Below are 19,106 nucleotides of genomic sequence, written 5' to 3' on the forward strand. Positions count from 1 at the left end.
GGTGGGCGTAGGCAGTGGTAGGTGGGCGTAGGCAGTGGTAGGTGGGCGTAGGCAGTGGTAGGTGGGCGACTTGCTAGGTGTGATTTTCGTACGGCTTGCGGTAGGGTTTAAACTAATTAGTTATGATGAACGAAAGGCAGCCCCTGTTTCGCACACCGTAGGTTAAAATGGAAGTTAAAAGGACAACCATTACAGAGCTACATGCGAAAGGAGCTGTTACTATGAAGAATACCATAAAATACGTCGGTTTGGATGTGTCTAAAGAAAAAATTGCGGTGGCGATTGCAGATGAGGGTCGGGAACCCGCACGATATTATGGAGCCATCCCCCATACCCCAGATGCAGTGGCTCGAATGATTCGGAAACTCAAAGGTTCAGGGATTACACTGGAGGTCTGCTATGAAGCCGGGTACCTACGGGGTACGACTTATACCGCTGGTTGACGAAGATGGGAATTTCCTGTGTGGTAATTGCACCTTCGCGTATGCCACAGCGTCCCGGAGATGCCATAAAAACCGACCGACGGGATGCAGAAAAACTGGCTCAGTTACACCGGGCTGGAGAATTGACTGCGATCTATGTGCCAACGCCAGAACTCGAAGCTTTACGAGATCTCATTCGTGCACGAGAAGATGCTAGGCAAGACCTACATCGGGCTCGGCAACGGCTCATTCATTTTCTATTGCGCCACCAAATTCACAAGCCAGAGGGTATGAAAAAACGCTGGACCAAAAGGTACCGGGAATGGCTCTCTATGCTGAAGTTTAATAATGTAGCTCAAGAACGGGTATTTACCGAATCCCTGCAACAGCTCCGGGAAGTGGAGGAGCGAATCAAGCGACTTGAAGCCGCAATGCGAGAAGAAGCACAGATCTGCCCTTACGCACCTGTCATTCAAGCGTTGCAAGGCGCGAGGGGAATCGCCCTGCTGACAGCTATGACTTTAGTTGTCGAGATTGGAAATTTCGAACGTTTTCGTTCACCGGCTCAGCTCATGAGTTACCTGGGACTCGTGCCACGGGAATATTCCTCGGGAGCAAGTACCAAAAGAGGGAGTCTTACAAAAGTCGGAAATTCCGGAGTGCGGCGCGCACTGGTGGAGTCCGCATGGAGTTACCGTCACCGCCCTGCCGTCAAGGGAGATTTAGCAGTGCGTCTTGAGAGGGCAGAGAGTATTCATGTCCATGAAACGTCGTGGAAAGCCCAAGAACGGTTACACAGCAAGTATTTAAAATTAGTCAGACGCGGGAAACACCGAAATTTAACCATGGCAGCAGTGGGTCGTGAGTTAATTGGATTTATCTGGTCGATTGCGGTAGAGGCAGAACGAAAAATGGCGTAGGTGAAACGAAAAAAAATAAAAACATACCCAAAAGATTTGAATCCTTGGGGCATGGAGACAAAGAGAAAGGTTCGAGGAGAATCCGTGAATTCCCTGTGCACAGGATCCCTGATCTAACGTGCGAAATTAGTTTACGGAAGCTCCTTCGACGTAGGCATAATATGTGGTAACCAACCCACGGATAGCAGATTGCCAGCCGACGACTCGCATTTTGTCTCTGTGCCCAAGGGATTGAAAACCCTCTAGTTTAAAGGGGAAAACAGGGGAATTGACTAATTCGTTCATAGCAGGGAAAAACTCCCTGAAAATAGCCGGTATTCGCTCTAAATGAACGAAATCAGGGAATTCCTCCCTAATAATTAGGGGGATTTCTTAATTAGTTACTAAATCGGCCGAAAATCAGGTAAGTTTTCCCTAATTATAAGTCTGATGAACAGAAACCTCTGAATTTCAGGGAGAAATTCCCTAATTACTCTATAAATATTTCACTTATTGCATCACTTGCAGCATCACTTGGTGCGACACATGAATCATCAATTGCTCATCAATTGGTGCGCCGCTTAATTCAATCGCTCAACATGTACATAAGAGCTGGAATAGGCGTCATCAGCTGCTGAAACATTCATCATCCCCCTCTATATTCATCTTGGGAAATGATGCCGTTTCTACTTCATGGTAAATATAGCTACTATTTTGGGTAATATATAGTCGAAGTAACAATTACACCTTACCTCGAATAAGAGTTAGATACTACATTTTTTCACAAAAAGGAGATCACAACATGAGCAGACTTGCAGGAAAAGTAGCTATTATTACTGGTGGAGCAGGCGGCATTGGTAAAGGGATGGCCCTAGCTTTTGTTAAAGAAGGCGCTAAGGTAGCCATTATTGACCTCAATGAAGAAACCGGTAAAGAAACAATTAAAGAATTGCAAGAACATCAACCTGAGTCTATCTTTATTCAAGCTAACCTCAAGGAACACAATAAACTAGCTAACCTTGTTAGACAAGTAGCTGATAAATTCGGAAAAATAGATATTTTAGTAAACAATGCCCACGCATCCAGAATGAAATCTATCGAAGAAACTACACAGGCTGATTTCGATTTATCTTTTGATACAGGCTTCTATCCAACCTTCTATTTCATGCAAGCAGCACTACCCTATTTAAAAGAAACTCAAGGTAAAATTATTAACTTTGCATCGGGCGCCGGTCTCAACGGTGACACCAATCAAGGAACATATGCTGCTGCAAAAGAAGCCATCCGTGGAATTACCCGGGTAGCCGCTAATGAATTTGGTCCATTTGGAATCAACGTAAACATCATTGCTCCAATTGCTAATTCCCCTGGCATGATTGAATGGGCAGAAGCAAACCCTGAGTATTACCAAAACATGATTTCAAAAATTCCTTTGAGAAGATTGGGTGAACTGGAAAGTGATATCGGGCGTGTTGCGGTATTCCTAGCGAGTGAAGATTCCGATTATATTACGGGCCAGACTATCATGGTAGATGGCGGATCTATTAAGCTTCGTTAATTTCAAGCAGATTCTCGTAGACCTTAAAATGAATAAATTTGATGCTAAATAAATAAGCCGGAAGTGAACATCGTAAAATGTTCGCTTCCGGCTTTACTACTTTCTATTTAATCGTGATTTCGTCCACATATACGGTAGCACTACCCACCGGATCGGTTGCTGTGGTCATGACTTGAACGCCAATCGCTTGGGTCAAATTACGATCCGCTACCTTGCTGATATCCAATGTTATTGTAGTAAATCCATTGGTATCTACTGGTGCAGCCGTAGAAGCAGTCCATGTTCCCCAGCTTGAGCCACTTTGGGTGAACAGCTGAGCCATTACACCGCTAACATCGCTTGCATCAATAGGTACAACCTTGATTTTAAGCGTAATTGTTGATGCATTCGCTAAATTGGTAACCACCATACGACGCAGCTGGAACTGCCCTCCATTTAATGTTAAGTCCGCTTGCATCGAATGAGTTCCCTCAGCATACACAGCATTGCTCACAGATAGATTCTGAGCCAGTGCTGTATTATATTTATTATTTTCATCCACATTGATGCTGAAGCCTTGCAGTGTATTGTCCTCGAAGCCATAGACGACAGCTTCAGGTGCGGTACCATTCTTCAGGGTCCGAACATCATCCAGATACAGCGTAGAAGTTCCCGTACCGCTGAATCCCTCGAGCTTGATACCTATGGCTTTTACACTATTAAGATCAGCAATACCTGCCAAGTTGAGCGAAACCGTAGTAAATCCACTCGAATCTACTTTCACAGCTCCACTGTCAGCCCAAGCCCAGGTTGATCCCGTCTTAATATACAAACGTGCATCCGCTGTTCCGTTCGACAGTTTAATTTGTGCGCTTAATTTATCTACCGCGCTCAGATCCAGACTGCCATTTTTGCTGAGCTCAAAAGCTCCACCTGAATCGAGTGAGAACAAGGAGCTTAACGAATGAGTTCCTTCAGCAGCCTCATCAGTCGAGATCACTGCCGCGCTTGCACTGGCATTATTTTGCTCTACTGTCCAGTCCTGAGTATCTTTTTCGAAGCCATACAACAGCTTCGCCTGTTCTGGCGTGCTGCCAGGACCTTCGCCCCCGTTAGGGACGCCACCCGTTCCATCATTAAACGCTGTAATATCGTCAAAGTACAGCGTACCAGACGTACTTGCTACTGTGTCCTTTTTATTTACGTAGATAGACACTGCCCGAATGTCCTTAAGGTTCTCTTTAGTGATTACTTTACCGGCATTTCCTGTATCCCATGGCGCTGGAGCGAACTGGCTGAATGGAATTTCCACCATGCCAGGTGTCGTACCTGCCAGTGAAGGATAAGCTTCAAAAGAGATGCCGCTTGCATTGACCTGAATAACAAGTTTGTGGTCGCTGCCATCAGGTGCAATCCAGAGCTTCAATTTGTTGGCGTCCGACCAGTCGGCATTATTCATGTTTTTGGTACGACCTGTATAACCCTGGCCGTCCACATTATAATCGAATCTAAGGCCATACTTGCCATCATTTTTATGGTCCGCATCAAGTGAGATCTTATTTAGATCACCCGCAGGACTTAATGCCGCACGAAGTAATTCATCATTGCCTTTGTAATTCTCAAAAGTATCTACAATCAATGGGTCCCCAATGCCCTGCACGTCACTTACAAAGATTTGGATCGTTTGTGAAAGTACAGAACCATCCTTTGCATAGGACTTAACAGTAAGCATCACGCCTGATTCGTCGAAGGCTACACCTGGTGTCCAATCTGCCAAGTAATAGAAACCTTCTGTGTCAGCTGCCATACTGTACTCTGTTGTGTCATCCCCAATCAGATAGGTTACTTTATCCACGTCCTGATTCAACACACGAACACGAAGGGTCGATGCTTTTGTCGTGGGCACTGTTTGGTTTGCGGTTGGTGAGGCAATGTGTAAAAAAGGTTGCTCGGTTTCTGTAGTTACCTGTTTCGAATACGCATCCGCAACAGCCACTTCATAGCTGAAGCTTGTATACGGATCCTTATAATAGTCTACGAAATCAGGGAGCAGTTCATGATCTCCTAGTCCGTTTGGAGCATTTCTATAAGGGACAAAGATAGAATCTGTATTGAAATTCGCCCAAGTCTGCATGTACGCCATCCGTTTAGCATCCGGATCAGACTGCAGCGCAGCGATTAGCTTGGTAAAGAATTTCAGGTCCTTCGTTCCAGTTGGCTTCACACCCGAATAACCGAACTCAGTAAATGCTGCAATTTTTCCCTTATCATCCGCCAGCTTCGAAATCAGCTTAGCATCCTTCACAACTGAATCAAACCAACCCTCAGTGGTTCCGTCATAATAATTATCGAAGCCAAGGATATCAACATAGTCATCTCCCGGATACGTCTCAAGGAAGGTCGCATCTGTGCCGTTAAATGGACTTCCCGGTGAGAATGCATATAAGAAGTTATGCACATCTTTTTTGTCCCTTAAGTATTCAACGGTATAACGATAGATTTCAGCATACTGCTCCTTCGTACGGTAAGGCGCACCCCACCAGAACCAGCCACCATTTTGCTCGTGGAATGGACGGAAAATGACTGGAATAACTTTACCATCATCATCTTTTAAGTTATTCGCAAAGTCCGCAATCATATCCAGGAATGCATTAAATTCTGCATGCTTGTCACCGCCGGGTAATATATGCGTAAGCACATTTCCTTTGGTGTCATAAAAGTCCTTTCCTGTGACGAAGTTCGGCATATGCGAGCTTAATGTAAGCACGCCGCCTTTTTCATAAGCAGACTTCATCACGCCGATTAATTTATCACGATTCTCCAGCTTGGTTGCGCCTAAATCTCCCGGTTTCTCAAAACCTTCAAGACTAAGTGTATCCCAGCCGAACAGCCCCGGAAGGTCGCCTACTGCATTCTCGACCTCAGACTGCGTTCCGTCCTTTTCAGTAATAGAAAGTCCTTCTGTAGTAGCATGCTGATGTCCAAACAAGATCTCACTGCCGCGGATATCCTGTAAGTAGGCGAATAGTGATTTAGTCTCACTACTTGCATCAACATCCGCTAAATTCTCGATACGTCCCACAGGACCCGTCGGGTCGGTCGGTGTCGGTGTTGCTGTTGCTGTTGGTGTTGCCGTTGGTGTCGGTGTTTCCGTTGCTGTTGGTGTTGCTGTCGCTGTAGGTGCCGCGGTTGGATTAGTCGGACCTGCCGGCGTTATTGATGAGCCTGATGCCGAGGTAGGCGCTGGGGTAGCCGTTGCTACAGGACCTTGATTGCCTTTGATAATGACAATTGTGCCAGGAGCAATGGGCTTACCGTTCAACGTTACTCCTGTTGCCTTAACGTCCGCTTTTGCAATGTCGCCCTGACCGGAAATGGTGGTTCCAGTCGCTTTATCAGCAACGTTTAGATTTGCAATCGATGCGCCTTCACCTAGGATCAGTCCCACAGTTCTATTTAGAATTCCCGTGGTGATCATCGTCCCAATTCCAAACTCCAGCCTTGCTAGACTATCTACCGTTAGCTGAGAGATTTGGGTTGTACCACTCGTGAGGACACGAACCTCACCCTCTTTACGATTTATATTTACTTTGCCTAATGAGCTATTCTTAATAAGAATGGAGTTTACCCCGCCACCTGCAATAAATGTGGTGCCCGTAACCTTAATGCCCTCAAGGGTCACTTCGCCGTTACCGATCCCAGCGGTTAGATACAGGTTTCCGTTTATCGTTGCATTTTTTAACACAACACCATCCTGATTAACGACTACATTTCCAGAAACTATTCCTCCTTCAAAACTTCCAGATTGCGAGTAATAACTCTTCACTATTTTATTAATTAACGTTATAACTTCGGCACGGGTGATCCTTCCAAGCGGCTTAAAGGTTCCATCCTCATAACCTGTGATCAATCCTGAGAGCGCATCAACTGCATCCTTAGCATAAGCTTGAATCTGAGAGGAATCATTAAATCCACTCAATGATGAAGCGCTTTCAGTAGCTTGAAGAGTAAATATCCGAGCCAACATCGTCACCGCATCCTGACGCGTTATATAATCAGTAGCTTGTGCTTTATTCTCTGAGTATCCTTCATAATACCCAGCATATCGTGCCAACGAAAGCTGATCTGCATACCAATCGGTCGCTTTTACATCGGAAAAAGATTGATCTGACTTCATATAGAAACCAAATACCTTATTCAAGATCGTAGCAAACTCAGCTCTTGTAATTCCTTCATTGGGATGAAAAGAACCATCCTGATACCCGTTTAAAACGCCATTTTCTACCCACTTCGCAATATTTTGTTGTGCCCAGTGACCCTGTGTATCACCGAATCCAACAGTGGATGGTGCTGCTGCAGAAATTACAGAAGGGATAGGAGACATTATCATTGCACAGGCAAGTATACTCCCCAGCCACTTTTTCGCTTTTTTCATTCCTAATTCTCCTTCGAAAATAAATGGATTTGATAATAAGAATAGCCAACCAGCTGTTATGAACCCAATAACTATCTGTCCTTATAGAAGACAATTACAGACCTACTCGCTAACTATTCACCTCCACATCTCCAACTTTGTTATTGATAACAAACGCTAACAAAAACTTCTTATTTCGTTACATATTCCGGTATATGCAAGATTATAGCGGTTACATTGGCATAAAACAATCAAAATATTGCCTCTTGTTATAATTATTTTATATTTTACGTTAGCATATATGTTAGCTATTCCGTAAATAAATAACAAAATTCAATACAATATAACAAAAATAGACACCCCGCAGGAGTGCCTCCCAATAATCATATAGATGAGATCCAATTCATTTATCATGTTTTATTGGTGGCACGGAAACACAGATGTTCCTTCCCGCACCTCTTTCGTCAGATCGTCCATAGTGACAAGATTATGTGTAGTTCCGAGAACGATAATGACATAATACGATTGCCCACTTGAATCCTCGAGCACTACCTGATAACCTGACCCTCCAAATAAGGGTTTGCAAATCGTTGCAACTCTCAGCGATGCACTTTCCGTGTACTCTTTACGCACATAATCCATTCCAAGACTTCCTGCTGCCCGCTTGTTCTGACGCTCCGAGCTTCCGTGAATTACTGCTATTATTACCGCTCCAATAATTATGATAATAAGGATTAGATAACCCAATTGGTTTTTTCTCATCTTTCCTTCCTCCTTATTACATAGAGTACAATTGGCACAGCAGCGGGGCGATTAGCAATAATCTCGTTTCTGTAGGCACCCTATCCCGCGATTAAGTGCCAAAGCCAATAGCTATATGAAAAATTTTACCACTACAGTATTTCAAAAGCTTACCCTATATAAAAACAAAAGGCACCCCCAAGGGTGCCTTCATTATCACTGCATATTAGTTGTGCTAGTTATTTATAAGACTCTGCCAGCGAGTTCGCTACCACTATCGCATTGTACACATCTTCCGAAGTAACCGGGAACGGCATATTGCCCATTGTGTCTCCTTCTGCACAAGCAGCTTCAGCAACTTGGCGCCATTCGGATTCGATAAATTCCGTACACCCCAGATCGGCGAGGGTTAGCGGAAGATCTACATCCTTGATAAGCTTAATGACAGTTTCCAGCTCCTCATTTGAGGCATTTTCCAGTACTAGCTGGGCTAAAAGACCAAACGTAACCTTTTCACCATGCTGAGCTTTGTGTAGTGAAGGAACGGCTGTCATCCCATTATGGATAGCATGCGCGGCAGCCAGACCACCAGATTCAGCACCCACACCACTTAGATAAATTGTCGCTTCAATAGTTTCCTCCACCGCGCGTGTATAGAGCTTCTGATCAACCGCACGTTTTGCTTTTACCGCATTCTTAAGTAGAGCTTCATAACAAAGTCTTGATATACCTAGACCCGTTGTAGAAGGTTTCATGACTACGAGATTGTCGCCATTAGAGGCATAACAAGCACGGGCTTCAAAATAAGTAGCCAGTGCATCGCCAATTCCAGCTGCGAAAAAGCGGGAAGGCGCTGAAGCTAAAATCGCTGTATCAGCCAAGACTACATCCGGATTACTTGGGAGGAATAAGTATTGATCAAATGAACCATCTTTATTATAAATGACAGCCAGCGCTGTACATGGTGCATCAGTAGAAGCGATCGTCGGAAAAATAACTACAGGCAGCTTCTCATAATAAGCAGTAGCTTTGGCGGTGTCCAGTGTTTTACCTCCGCCGATACCGACGATGATATTCGCCCCAGCTTTACGGGCAAGTTCCCGATTACGATTAATCTCTTCCTGAGTACATTCATAATTGAATTTTTCAAAAGTAGCCTTATTGCCCGCACCTTCGATGGAACTTCCCGCCTCTTTCTTAGCACGTTCCAAAATGAACTCATCACAGATCACATAGGCATGATCGCCAAACGCCTTAATATACTCATTCAGATCTGAAAGTAAGTTATGGCCGGAGATAAATTTCTTTGGTGAAGTAACGGATCTAACGAAATGTGACATTGTGCAAGACTCCTTGTTGTGTGTTTTAGTAAGCATAAAGACGCAATTCCTACATATTATTACCCCGCTACCCAAGAAATACTCAAGTTGTATTCTCCAAAGGCACTCATCAGAGCATGCAAAAAAGACACCCCTCAGGGTGTCCTTTGATTTTTTTATATCTATTATATAACACGATGCTGAACCCATTTTTTGCCCATAAATCGCCGCAGGAAAATCAGACCTCTGATCCCCCACTCACAATTCATCGCCAGCCAAACGCCGAGTATACCAAAGTTCAGAACAATACCTAAGATGTATCCGAGCACTACACGGAACAGCCACATCGTAAGCATCGAAACCATGGAGGTAAACTTGGAATCCCCTGCCGCTCTAAGCGCCGAAGGCGTAATAAAGCTAATGGACCATAGCGGAATTTGCGCAATCGTATTGATGAGCACAATCAGGAAGATATCTCCCACAATCTCAGCAGGAGGATGGAACATCGACACTAATGGATTGAAAAAAGGCATAATCAGCAACCCCATTACCACCAGGGAAAGAGAAGAGGTGACAAGGAATGATTTAATAAATTTTCGAGCATCCTTAACATTATTGCTTCCCATACATTGTCCCACCACTGTAATAATCGTTAAGGACAACGCATTCCCGGGGATTTGCATAATCCCTGCAAAGGAGGAGGCAATCGCATTAGTCGCAAGTGCATACGTACCCAGACTAACGATAAAGATCTGAGTCAGAATTTTACCACCATTAAAGAACATCTGCTCCGCCGCAAACGGCATCCCGATGAACATTATTTTTTTCAGCATAGACAGCTTAACCACTACAAGATCGCGAATACGGATATGCAGATCGTTGTCCAATCGGAATAGATAATAAAGTGCGCAGAACGCCCCCAGGTATCTAGCTATATTTATAGAAATGGTCATCCCCAGAACACCCATATGCAACAGGTTAATAAAGACGAGATTCAATAAGACATAAGTTAAATTCATAATTAGCGAAAGCACAAGCGAGGCCCTCGTTCTACCAATTCCACGAAGAGCACCACATACCGCCTCCACAACAGCTATACCAAGATAAGAGATACAGCTCCCAATCAAATATATTCGGGCGTTCTCCATAACCTCTGGTGAGGCCGCTCCAAATAGTAAATTTAACAGCGGATTGTGAAAAAGAATTCCGAACATCCCAATAGCAAATGCCATCAGCGAAACAGATGACGTAGCACCTGCCGTAGCTTTTGACACCATGAGGTCATTGCCGCTCCCTTTATACTGCGCAACAACAACCGTCCCACCTGTTGAGACGGCAATAAACACACTAATGAGAAAAATATTAAGAGAATCTATCATATTGACCGCACTGATAGCTGCCACACCAGACGAGCTTATCATAGCTGTATTCACTAGATTAAGACCCACCACAAAGGCCTGATCCACTAGGATAGGGATGAATAAAGCAATCATCTGACGATAATCTATCGATTCACCAGAGAAATACTTTTCCAGAAACCGCACACTTTGCTTCGTATTTACACCTACATTAGGCTCCATCTTTGCTTCACTTCTTTTACATAGAGTTTGTCAAATTGAATTATGCGTATAAATAGAAAAAGGCTCTTCAGGTTGAAGAGCGATTCAAAAGTATTGCCTGTTTATATGCACTTAGGTATGCGGTCGAGAGGACTCGAACCTCCACGGGGGTTAGCCCACACGGACCTGAACCGTGCGCGTCTGCCAATTCCGCCACGACCGCACAAAATATTAAAAAATACAGTGCAGAATATAAGTTAACATGATTTCACAGAAAGAGCAACAACAAATTTAACAAGTAAAAGCGCCATCGGCGTCCTTGTAAGGACAGTAAGCGTTTAAGGGAAGACCATAAGAGTATTGGTGCCACTTATACTTTCTTATATTTAAAAAAAGTGTATCGATGCCCTCACGAGGATCATCGATACACTTTTAGTTAGAACAATAGAATTATGATACTTGTCCAAGCATGCGATAGATGATAACCGCTGCTTGAGCGCGATTAGCTATACCCTTAGGTGCAAATTTCCCACCATCAACACCGTTGACGATTCCCAATTGAGTTAGCTGTGCGATAGCCTCTTGTGCATAAGGAGCAATACTGGATTTGTCTGCAAACTTACCCAATGCTGCATTTTTATCAATTGGCTGTAGTTTGTCTTTCAGTGCGTTAGCAACCATAATGGCCATTTCTTCACGAGTCACTTCACGACCCGGTTCAAATTTGCCATTTCCAGAGCCTTGTACAAGTCCAGCCTTCACCGCAAGGGCGATAGAATCCGTGTACCAAACTCCTTGTTTAACATCGTTGAACGAACTGGTTGTTGCTGAACCCGTAAGATTCAGTGCGCGTACCAGCATCGTAACGAACTCTGCTCTAGTCACTGTTTTGGTTGGCGCAAAAGTATTTGCATCCAGACCTTTCAGAATGCCCTTAGCAGCCAATGCTTCAATAGCTTCTTGCGCCCAAGCTACCTTACCCAGATCCTTGAAGTTTGCTGCTGGCGCAGTAGTTGGTGCAGGTGTTACCGTTGGTGCTGTTGATGGTGCTGGTGTTGCTGTTGGTTTCGCGGTTGGAGTAGGCGTTGGAGTTACACCGGTAGAACCGCCTCCACTGCCATTGCCCGATCCCGAATCAGCCTTTAATTTATTAATAATACGTCCTTCAATGGCCGCTTTAATCTCTTTGCCATTAAACGTTTTTACAATGTAGTCGTAGAATACGTCCAAATCAATAGGTCCAGCCAATGAATCACTAGCTTGAGTCAGAACCTTGTAGTTATCTCCACCCGCAGCCATAAAGTTATTTACTACTGCTGTATATTTCTGCGTAGGATTAATTGGTGTTCCATCAGTTAGTGTGAGGCTCGCAATACGATCAGCTACTGGCAGATACATATTCGCTGTATATTTCAGTCCGGAAATTTGCAGCGTTTTGATATCTGGTGTTCCATCAGCTTTTACATTCCATTGCTGTTGCAGCAATGTTTTGATTTGCGCTCCGGTTAGTGTCAGCTTCACAAGCGTGTTGCCGAATGGCTGAATTTTAGCCAGATCGCCGAAGGTTACAGGACCTTTCGGAAGGTCCGCACGGATACCGCCTGGATTCATAAAGGCGAAATCGGCAGCTTTTGCACCATCGCCGAAGTCAGCATTACGCATAGAGTCAGCAATCAGATTCCCAAGTGCAGCCTCATTATTGTAAGCATCGGTACGAGTGATAGTTCCGTCCGTTGTACCTACTGGTTGGGTAAGCTCAGGATGCTTCTCAAGGTAAGCATTAACCAGTGCCACACTTTCCGGATCTGGTGTTACACCCTCATGGAAGGTGGAAGTTACCACAGCAGACTTATCCTTCACATCACCTGTTTTAGGATCAATGATCAACTTGATATCCTCAAATGCTGTACCGTAAGAATAAGCTTGTACAATCAGCTTGCCGTTTACTGTTCCATTTGCAAGTGCATGGTTATCACCAGCAACGATAACATCAACAGGGGATTCCGCAGGAAGCGCATTGGCCAGATCAGCCGCTTCACCTGTAGTCACACCATCTTTGGTCGTTGCAGGATCATGTGCAAGCACGATAATCGTCTCAACACCTTTAGATTGAAGCTCCTTAGCGTATTTCTCCACAGCCGCCACTTCCTCCTCAGGCGTGAGGAAATGCACGCCGGCCGTACCGGAAGGCGCTACCTTGCTTGGTGTGGATTTTGTTACAAGACCAATAAAGCCAATTTTCACACCGCCTACTTCTTTGATTACATAAGGATTAATAATTGGCTCGCCAGTTTTGGCATCCACTGCATTCGCATTAACATAATCAAAATCAGATCCAGCATGGTTAACTTTATTATCCTTAGGGTCGATACCACCATAAAGCTGTGTCATCAGTGCATCAACACCTTGGTCAAATTCGTGATTACCAAGAGAACCCACATCAAATTTCATCATGTTCATCCAAGCATGAGTCGGCTCATCGCGCTCAAGGGATGATACTGGAGCGGATGCTCCAACGGAGTCACCATTATGGAAGAGTAATGAGTTCTCATACTTTGCACGAGTTGCTTTCAAATAAGTCGCGAGATAGGCTGCTGTGCCTACAGACTTATTGTTCACTGTAGAAACAGTGTCGAGTTGACCGTGGAAGTCATTAATTCCAAGAAGGTGAACCTCCACATCTTCCGTCGGTGCAGGTGTCTTCACACTTAGATCTAGCTTGAAAATTCCAAAGCCCTTATTATCTTGCTGTCCAGTATCGGAAATGTTCGCTGGGAGTACATTTGCCGCTTTAGGTGTTGTTGTAAATGTAACATCAACATTGCCTTTGATAGGTGCCAAGGACCAGTTACCATCAGCAGTTGGATCAATCATACCAGCTTCACTGATGTAGTCCATCAGAACCTGACGATTCTCATCTTGAGAGTCTACAACCAGCTCTGCACCTTTAACACCCGGGAAGTTCCCGCCACCACTTGCGCGGTAATTGTTAGTAACAACAATGAAATCCTGATCTAGATCTAAAGGTTGATCATTGTAAGTGACATCCGTTACACGACTCGAAGAAGCATCATTAATCGTACCATCCGGATTGTACTTCGCGTTTTTCGTCACATCAATTTTATATTGAACCCCATCGATTACATCGAAGTTAAAAACCGAAAATTTCGTATTCAACAGAGACTGCGGAGTCGAGATCCCTGGTTTGATGCGGTTAAATGCGCCCGCACTCATTTCCAACCATTCTTTCACAACAGAACCCTTAACTTTGATTGCTTTAAGGGTATTATCATATAAATACAGGTCACTTGCGCTACGAATAGTCAAGTCACCCTTATCAATACTGGTGTACTCATCAGGTCCGTTGCGTCCTGCTTTAAAAGGAGCACCAACACTAAGAATGGCAAGGTCCTTATATTGAGGAACATTGATATCAATATAATTCTGAACGTACCACTTTTGTGCATACGTAACAAGTTGAACCGTAGGATCATCCTGAACCATTGCGAAATAGCTGTTCATCGGAGCTGTTGTAACACCCAGCTTTTGTCCAGTATAAGCAATAGTAGCCTCATGTGCTGCTGCAACAGCTGCATCTACAGCCGCATCAGGCTCAACCAGTGGTATATTCACTTTATTCTCTGTCTTATAAATAGAACGAGCAGAAGCTTTTGAACTTTGCTTGTCTACCGTCCAGTCATTACCATCGTATACAATGTTCAGATCGATTAGACCCAAATAAGCTCCGCCGTAACCAGCTTGTACAGCAGGCGTACCGTTAATGTGACCATTCACATTATCGATCACAGCCTTTTCGTTTGCATACGGTTGTTTAGTAACAGGATCTTTGAACGACGCGTCCAACGTATCGTTATTCCCTGTTGGGAATACCTTATGCGTATGAGAGAACGTAATCGCATCAATATCAGGAACCTTACTCAAAGCGTTAATATCATTCTCAGAACCGTCTCCTGTAACGGCGTTAACATCAAACCCCGTATGGGCCATAGCAACAATAACATCTGCTCCCTTAGCTTTCATTTCAGGAACAAATTTTTCTGCCGTTTTAGCAATATCTTCAACGACAACTTTGCCTTCCAGATTAACCTTGTCCCACTCCATGATTTGAGGAGTAACTAGGCCGATTAGACCAACTTGAATCGTCTGCTCATCGCCGTTACTATCCGTAACTTTCTTAGGAAGAATAACATAAGGCTGATAAGCATTTGTAACGCCATCCATTTTATATATATTCGCATTCACATAATCAAAATTGGCTCCAGTAGTCATCTCATTACCAGTGCTACCGTTTATCGTACGATCTAAAAATTGTAATCCATAATTGAATTCATGATTACCAAAAGTCGCAGCATCATATCCCATAGCGTTCATGGCTGCAATCATCGGATGGATATCAGTAACATTAGTAGGGTCCTTCAGATCCGATTCCTTCGCCACATAAGTACCTAGCGGAGTTCCTTGAATCAAGTCCCCATTGTCGAGTAGGAGGGTGTTGGGTTCTTCACTTTTGGCTTGTTTCACCAAGCTTGCTGTGCGGTCAAGACCGACAGTTACTGAAGCTGCATTCTTAAAATAGTCCCAGCCGTAGACATTGGTGTGCACGTCCGTCGTGCTCATCAGCCGGAGTTTGGCTGTGGCTGCGGATGCTGCTTCAGCTTTATCTGTACCCCAAGCTGCACCCAAACCAATACCTCCAAACACCTGCAAAGAAAGCACTGCAGTTGCTAATACAGAAGCAATCGGCTTATTCCATCGTGTCTTCCATCCCATAATAATATTAGTCCTCCCTATCATTTTCACATAATTTCTGTGATATTATATCACACAAACATAACCAATTATCATATAATTGTAAAAATAATATAAAACAATGTTAAATATAATAACATAAGAAGAAAGACCTAGACTTATGAATCCGTTTTTATAGGTCAAGAGTCAATAGATGCAAAAAGAACACATCTTCACCAGATGTGTCCTAAAAACAATCCTATATAAAGTCTAGAAAAGTCGAATCTATATCCGGCACTACTTTTTACCCATTCATAGCAGTAATCCCAAAACAGATTGCAGTTATTAGAGATAAGGGTGTCATCACAAGTTTTTCTTTCATGCTCCTCGACAATAAGTTCATTATAGTATTAAGAATTAAATAGACTGCGAAAAAATAACATACCCTTCTATCAAAAGGTAATCCAATAGAGATCACATTACCTGCCTGCAATAAGTACAGGATGGCAATTAGCTGTATCACTACTGAAACTCCACACGCGACTCTCATTTGTGGAGGCATAATTCTATGCCTTCCTCCCATTGCAAATTCCCCATAAGGCAGTCCCAGAGACAGCAGTACATAAAGAATCACTGCTCCCAAATATTTTTTTATGATGAACCAGCACAAGCAACACAAAAATATCTGAGTAATATAGAAGTAAATAGACCAATGAGGTGATCCACAAATGGCAAATACAACGAAGATTCGCAAACGTGCTGAACAGCTGAAAGGTAGACCCGTGTGTATTACGTTACATGATGGACGTACGTATATAGGATGGATAACCGGCCTCGATAAGAATGGACTGACCCTTTCCAAACCGCGTAAAAACAAACACAGAAAATCAAAAAAACACTCTTCTTCCCGCTCCCGGAAAGCAAACGTATCAGGATTAATGCCCTTATTCGGCTCACTTTTCGGAATGGGTGGAGGCGCTCTAGGCTCCGCAGGAGCAGGGGCTTCCAGTTCTGGAGGCGGTGGATTTGGCGGATTTGGGGGGTTCGGGGGAATCGGCAACTTTATTGGAATGGTACAAAAAACTATGCCGGTTATGAAGATGGGCTACAATATGATTAAATCTATTTCCCCCTTCCTTAATGGGCTAAAAGGATTAATGGGATAATCAAAAGACACCCCTCAAGGTGTCTTTTATTTTTGCTCATAATCTTATCAGGTTCTTTAACAATCTGCCTGCAGATCTTAACCGTGGACGTTTTAGATGCTCCTGTACATAACGATAATTCGTCAATTCAACCTTAGCATCACTGAGGGCATAGGTAAAATCATCATCAAAGGGCAACTTATACTCCCAAACTCGCTTACTCCAGTGCGGAATATTTGCTTGCATCCATGGATCGTCTATCCCGGGATGAATATAGGTCTCACTAACGCCATCCGGCAACGAATACAGCTTAGCAATAATAGATCTTTTAAAACTTTCATACGTCTCGCCTTCCTCTACACCAAAAGGATGCGATAGCAAATAGTCGGGAATCGGCACCCCAAACGTATCCGCCAGCCCTGCTCCAAGGGCAACTGGTCGTTTAATATTTTTCAGCGATGCCAAAAGCGGATCCTCAGCATGGATGTATCTGAAGAATCGTGAGGGCAATCCCCAGCGCGAAATTTTCCACAACGTCTGCGGTAGCAAGCTGCGTCCTGTTTCCATTCCGTATAAACTACCCATGTGGTTGTCTACATGGCTAATCACTATTCCCGACTGTTTTACTCGCTCGTACTGCGCATCTATCTCCTTTAGTACGGCTTTTGTCTGCGCTCCCTGTTCGAACTCTTTTACCGTCCTATATTGATGTCCGCTCTCGTCGTGAAGAGAAGTCTCTCCCGTCAGGCTCGCCCAGCGCAAAGCCTCAAATTCACTAGTCATCGTCAAGTGAAGTCCCACATTTCGTTGTTGCCTGCGACTACACCATGCAGATGCCTCCTCAAACCCAGGGGCCACCGCCATAATCGTTGCGGAGGATACTTTTTCCTCTTCCAGCAGATGTTTAATCGCCTGATTCATGGGGGGACTTTGTCCAAAATCATCACAATTGATGATTAATTTTTTGTTCATAGTCAGCCTCACCTCTCAAAGAGTCCATAAATGTAAATTTCATTGTGAAGGATATGACAACAGCTATGGCCAACAGACATAATGGCACCACACTTATTAAATACCTAAATGTCGCTTCAGGATTGGACCCTGGGTCATCACCGCCTTGATAGCCAAAGATCATACCTACAATGAAAAAAGCTAACGCAGAGATTAACCCGCTTGAACGAGTAATGAATCCGCTTACAGCCGTGTAGATTCCTTCTCTTCTCAGACCTGTTTTTTCCGCATCCTCATCAATAATCTTGCCACCTACTATTGCTGGGGTCACTAGAAATCCGGCTAATCCGAAACCGACAACTACGCCAGCAGCCACACCACTTAAGAGATCATAACCAAACCATAACGGAATTACCGATAACGCATATAAAATCAGTGATAACCGCCACGCCTTGACCCCGTCCATCTTACGAATCATCCAGTACCACACGAATACTAATGGAATGACCGAAACAAACACAGCTGCGAGTAAAATCGATACCTGAGCCTCTGAGATATGAAGTACATATTTTGCATAAAAAGGAATCATCGAGCTTACAAGTCCATTCACCGTTTGAGCAAAAGAGTTCGAAATATTAAACACCCAAAACTTTTTATTCCGAATGGTCTCCCGAAAAGCTGGAATCAACTTCAAGGGTTCCTGCTCTGTGGGCTCCTTCTTTTCTTGGACATTCATCATACATAAAAACATAAATACTCCAAAGAGACAGGCATACACTATAGCCATATTAGAGAAATTAATAGCTGCAAAAATAATTGGCGTTAAGGCAGTACCGATTAACAAAGCAACGACCTGATAGCCTTGCTGAATCGCGGAAGCTTTTGCCCGAATACGGTCTCCTCGGAAGAGCTCCGGGAGTAACGCTCCATAGTTCACCCACAACACAGTAGCGACTGCCTCATAGAAAATAAGTGTGACTAAAAACCAAGTGAACAATCCATTCTCAGATAATCCGCCGGGAGGGGAGAAAACCAGTACAAATGCCAGCATAAATAACGGAATTGAGCCAAATACCCATGGTCTGCGTCGACCTAAACGAGTCTCTGTGCGATCTGACCAATAACCAAATAACGGATTGTTTACCGCATCCCAGATCAGAAAGATTGTTCTGGCTAATGTAGCTAGTCCAATGCCCAATCCTAATTTTTCTACATAAAAGTAACTGTAAAATGAACTAAATGCCTGACTTGGAACCATCATCGCAAACATCCCTAAAGCAAAGGTGTACGGCGAATTGATCCATTTACGCTTCACTCACATACCTCCCATATGGAAAAGATCCGGTTGTAATATATTACCATACCAATGA

The 19,106-nt window shown here is 43.9% G+C and carries 11 protein-coding genes and 1 tRNA gene; 4 read left to right on the forward strand and 8 right to left on the reverse strand.

What is annotated here, in order from left to right:
• Window positions 1-221: 221 nt before the first annotated feature.
• From NST45_RS25925 to NST45_RS25935, 3 genes are all read left to right on the forward strand, one after another.
• A complete protein-coding gene (locus tag NST45_RS25925) occupies window positions 222-443 on the forward strand; it encodes a hypothetical protein (protein WP_339824187.1) in 222 nt (73 codons plus the stop codon).
• A gap of 5 nt (window positions 444-448) precedes the next feature.
• Entirely contained in the window at window positions 449-1,342 is an 894-nt protein-coding gene (locus NST45_RS25930) for an IS110 family transposase (RefSeq protein ID WP_339824189.1), read from the forward strand.
• A 781-nt stretch (window positions 1,343-2,123) separates the two neighbouring features.
• Complete coding sequence (locus NST45_RS25935) at window positions 2,124-2,879, forward strand: SDR family oxidoreductase (protein ID WP_036687207.1); 756 nt, start codon at window positions 2,124-2,126, stop codon at window positions 2,877-2,879.
• A 103-nt stretch (window positions 2,880-2,982) separates the two neighbouring features.
• Here the strand turns inward: NST45_RS25935 and NST45_RS25940 are convergent, their stop codons facing one another.
• The 6 genes from NST45_RS25940 to NST45_RS25965 all read right to left on the reverse strand — a co-directional run bounded on the left by NST45_RS25940 (window position 2,983) and on the right by NST45_RS25965 (window position 15,682).
• Window positions 2,983-7,293 (reverse strand): glycosyl hydrolase, encoded by a 4,311-nt coding sequence (locus NST45_RS25940; RefSeq protein ID WP_339824191.1) that lies wholly within the window; start codon window positions 7,291-7,293, stop codon window positions 2,983-2,985.
• A 396-nt stretch (window positions 7,294-7,689) separates the two neighbouring features.
• Complete coding sequence (locus NST45_RS25945) at window positions 7,690-8,034, reverse strand: hypothetical protein (RefSeq protein WP_036687205.1); 345 nt, start codon at window positions 8,032-8,034, stop codon at window positions 7,690-7,692.
• Between the two features lie 218 nt (window positions 8,035-8,252).
• Window positions 8,253-9,353, reverse strand: a complete 1,101-nt coding sequence (locus tag NST45_RS25950; protein WP_036687204.1) for a glycerol dehydrogenase — start codon at window positions 9,351-9,353, stop codon at window positions 8,253-8,255.
• Window positions 9,354-9,517: 164 nt separating this feature from the next.
• Window positions 9,518-10,912 carry an MATE family efflux transporter gene (locus NST45_RS25955; protein ID WP_036687203.1) on the reverse strand — a complete coding sequence of 465 codons (1,395 nt, stop codon included), beginning with the start codon at window positions 10,910-10,912 and terminating at the stop codon, window positions 9,518-9,520.
• Between the two features lie 118 nt (window positions 10,913-11,030).
• A tRNA-Leu gene (locus NST45_RS25960) sits at window positions 11,031-11,114 on the reverse strand.
• A 227-nt stretch (window positions 11,115-11,341) separates the two neighbouring features.
• A complete protein-coding gene (locus NST45_RS25965; protein WP_339824194.1) occupies window positions 11,342-15,682 on the reverse strand; it encodes a bifunctional 2',3'-cyclic-nucleotide 2'-phosphodiesterase/3'-nucleotidase in 4,341 nt (1,446 codons plus the stop codon).
• A 686-nt stretch (window positions 15,683-16,368) separates the two neighbouring features.
• On the opposite strand from NST45_RS25965, the gene NST45_RS25970 reads away from it, so the two are divergent.
• Window positions 16,369-16,806, forward strand: coding sequence for a hypothetical protein (locus NST45_RS25970; RefSeq protein ID WP_076141432.1), 438 nt, complete (start codon window positions 16,369-16,371; stop codon window positions 16,804-16,806).
• Window positions 16,807-16,842: 36 nt separating this feature from the next.
• Here NST45_RS25970 and NST45_RS25975 read toward each other — a convergent pair whose 3' ends face one another.
• Both NST45_RS25975 and NST45_RS25980 read right to left on the reverse strand, forming a co-directional pair.
• A complete protein-coding gene (locus NST45_RS25975; RefSeq protein WP_076141433.1) occupies window positions 16,843-17,757 on the reverse strand; it encodes a polysaccharide deacetylase family protein in 915 nt (304 codons plus the stop codon).
• On the reverse strand, window positions 17,729-19,051 hold the full coding sequence (locus NST45_RS25980; RefSeq protein WP_076141434.1) for an MFS transporter: 1,323 nt from the start codon (window positions 19,049-19,051) through the stop codon (window positions 17,729-17,731). Before NST45_RS25980 ends, NST45_RS25975 begins: the two co-directional genes overlap by 29 nt.
• Between the last annotated feature and the right edge of the window lie 55 nt (window positions 19,052-19,106).

Source organism: Paenibacillus sp. FSL R7-0163 (genome assembly GCF_037969975.1).
GTDB classification, from domain to species: domain Bacteria; phylum Bacillota; class Bacilli; order Paenibacillales; family Paenibacillaceae; genus Paenibacillus_AQ; species Paenibacillus_AQ odorifer.

What these genes read in the sequence shown, in the direction of transcription:
- NST45_RS25925 (WP_339824187.1), top strand. Translation starts at nt 222, where the DNA reads ATGAAGAATACCATAAAATACGTCGGTTTGGATGTGTCTAAAGAAAAA.
- NST45_RS25930 (WP_339824189.1), top strand. Translation starts at nt 449, where the DNA reads ATGGGAATTTCCTGTGTGGTAATTGCACCTTCGCGTATGCCACAGCGT.
- NST45_RS25935 (WP_036687207.1), top strand. Translation starts at nt 2,124, where the DNA reads ATGAGCAGACTTGCAGGAAAAGTAGCTATTATTACTGGTGGAGCAGGC.
- NST45_RS25940 (WP_339824191.1), bottom strand. Translation starts at nt 7,293, where the DNA reads ATGAAAAAAGCGAAAAAGTGGCTGGGGAGTATACTTGCCTGTGCAATG.
- NST45_RS25945 (WP_036687205.1), bottom strand. Translation starts at nt 8,034, where the DNA reads ATGAGAAAAAACCAATTGGGTTATCTAATCCTTATTATCATAATTATT.
- NST45_RS25950 (WP_036687204.1), bottom strand. Translation starts at nt 9,353, where the DNA reads ATGTCACATTTCGTTAGATCCGTTACTTCACCAAAGAAATTTATCTCC.
- NST45_RS25955 (WP_036687203.1), bottom strand. Translation starts at nt 10,912, where the DNA reads ATGGAGCCTAATGTAGGTGTAAATACGAAGCAAAGTGTGCGGTTTCTG.
- NST45_RS25965 (WP_339824194.1), bottom strand. Translation starts at nt 15,682, where the DNA reads ATGGGATGGAAGACACGATGGAATAAGCCGATTGCTTCTGTATTAGCA.
- NST45_RS25970 (WP_076141432.1), top strand. Translation starts at nt 16,369, where the DNA reads ATGGCAAATACAACGAAGATTCGCAAACGTGCTGAACAGCTGAAAGGT.
- NST45_RS25975 (WP_076141433.1), bottom strand. Translation starts at nt 17,757, where the DNA reads ATGAACAAAAAATTAATCATCAATTGTGATGATTTTGGACAAAGTCCC.